The organism is Sphingobium sp. Ant17, from assembly GCF_000588875.1.
Classification (GTDB): Bacteria; Pseudomonadota; Alphaproteobacteria; order Sphingomonadales; family Sphingomonadaceae; genus Sphingobium.
Window position 1 is genome coordinate 1 of sequence record NZ_JEMV01000177.1, and the last position, 2,050, is coordinate 2,050.

The 2,050-nt window shown below is 60.6% G+C and carries 2 protein-coding genes and 2 pseudogenes; all 4 read right to left on the reverse strand.

Features of this window, described 5'->3' with window-relative positions; translation table 11 throughout:
* Positions 1-289: 289 nt before the first annotated feature.
* Positions 290-820: pseudogene (gene istB, locus BF95_RS25185) on the reverse strand (IS21-like element helper ATPase IstB); the annotation flags it as partial.
* Positions 821-1,022: 202 nt separating this feature from the next.
* Positions 1,023-1,502, reverse strand: a complete 480-nt coding sequence (locus BF95_RS31330; RefSeq protein ID WP_443018438.1) for an IS66 family transposase — start codon at positions 1,500-1,502, stop codon at positions 1,023-1,025.
* A gap of 31 nt (positions 1,503-1,533) precedes the next feature.
* Complete coding sequence (locus BF95_RS31335) at positions 1,534-1,701, reverse strand: IS66 family transposase (protein WP_443018437.1); 168 nt, start codon at positions 1,699-1,701, stop codon at positions 1,534-1,536.
* Positions 1,664-2,008: pseudogene (locus BF95_RS31340) on the reverse strand (IS66 family transposase); the annotation flags it as partial. The pseudogene BF95_RS31340 and the gene BF95_RS31335, both read right to left, overlap by 38 nt.
* Positions 2,009-2,050 lie beyond the last annotated feature (42 nt).

The window sequence follows — 2,050 nt, forward strand, 5'->3', positions numbered from 1 at the left end:
CTGATCGTAGGGAGGGGCGTAGCCCCGACCGGAGAGCGGACCAGACAACCGATCCTACCGGCCATCATAGTTGCCGCTCAACCGGCCAATCGTAGTTGTCGCCACGCAGGCTGTTCCGCTGCATTCACACCGTGCAGCTGAAAGAGATGTTTTGGCGCTTACGCTGTATTGTCAACGGCGGTCAGATTCCAGGCCACCGGGGCGGAGTAAAAGCAGGCCACTGTTGATGCGGGCCTGACGATATGAAGAGGCCCCGATCGGGGCCTCTTCATATCGTTTTCGTCATTGATCAGGTGGCGGTGATCTCGCCAGTGTCCGGGTCGACGACCGGAGTGGCCTGGTTTTGCTCCGCCCCGGCAGCACGGCGGCGGGCGGACTGCTTAAGGCGGTAGCTATCGCCGTTCATGGCCAGGATGCTGACGTGGTGCGTGAGCCGATCGAGCAGCGCGCCGGTGAGCCGCTCGGATCCCAGGACCTGCGTCCAGTCCTCGAACGGCAGGTTGGATGTGACGATCGTCGATCCACGCTCATAGCGCTGCGAGAATGTCTCGAACAGCAGTTCGGCGCCCGTGGGGGAGAGCGGCACATAGCCCAGTTCATCGACGATGAGCAGCTTCACCGCCGCCAGCTCGCGCTGCATTTTGAGCAGCCGCTTTTCGTCTCTTGCCTCCATCAACTGGTTGACCAGAGCGGCAGCGGTCGTGAACGCGACGGTGAAGCCTTTCTGGCAGGCCGCCAGTCCCAGGGCGAGCGCCACATGGGTTTTGCCCGTGCCACTGTTACCCAGCGCAATGATATTTTCCCGCCGCAGGATATATTCGGGGTCAGTACATAGAACGGACCCAGATATACGCTAAGCGCCGACAGCCCCGCTCAGGTGTCGGCAAACACCTGTTTGTCGTGCATTCGGTGGATCGTACGCATCCGGTGTGGACCGCAGGCGCGCAGCATTTTTGAGGTAAGACCTCATAGGAGTATCGCTACCGATATTCCTGTGAGATCGGGTTTACGCTGCTGGCAAATCAGGCCGCCTGAGCGGTATCGATCTTTTCGCGCAGGTGTTTCCAGGTCCATGGCAGCAACTCATGGAGGCGGTTCTGGGATATGTCAGCGATCCGCGTGAGCACGTCGGTTAGCCAGAGAGGGGATCGACATCGTTGAGTTTGCAAGTGGCGATGAGGGGTGTACATCATTGCGGCGCGCTCACCGCCACGGTCAGAACCGACGAACAACCAAGCTTTTCTTCCTCTTGCAATGGCTCTCAGGGCGCGTTCGGCGGCGTTGTTCGTGAGACATATCCGGCCATCTTCGAGGAATGCGGTAAAAGCGGGCCATGCGTTTGAGCATGTAATCCATCTTTTTGCCGACTGCGTCCTTAGAGGAGAGCAGCCCGCGCTGTTCACGCATCCAGTCACCCAGCTCCGCGACCAGCGGGGGCTGACAGGATTTTGGCGCACGGCATGCCGTTCGGCGGCAGGACTGCCGTTGATATCGCGCTCGATAGCGAAGATGCGGTCGATGCGCTGTACGGCCTCAAATCGCAAGTGGCGAGATGACGACACGCTTGCCAGGTTTACGCTTCAGCTGGGTGGCGATGTCGGCAAGTTCGAAGAAGTATCGCCTCGCATGGGCCCAACAGGCAGCGTGGGTAATCGTCCCTTCGGCCCGACCGGGGGTCATAAAGCGCGTTATAGCCGGCATAATTGTCGGCTTGAAGGATGCCCCGATAGCCAGTGAGATGCCCCCGGCTGTGCTCGCCCTTGCGGTCCCTAGAATAGTAGAACAGTGCCGCCGGTGCCCGCCCACCTGCAAACGGCGCATCATCGCAGACATAAGTCCACATCCGGGCGATGTCGGTCTTGTACTTTGCCAGGCGCGGCACGGTGGTGTCGTCGCCGTGGAGGCGCCCGGCACCGAGCGTGTGCGCTTCGAGCAGCAGAAAAACCGGCTTCACAGCGGCAGCGATCGCACCGATCTGATCGGCAAGCGTCGAAAGGCTGAGCGGGATGCCCTGGCTCTCGAGGCGATCGCGCTGGCTATTGAGTGGCTG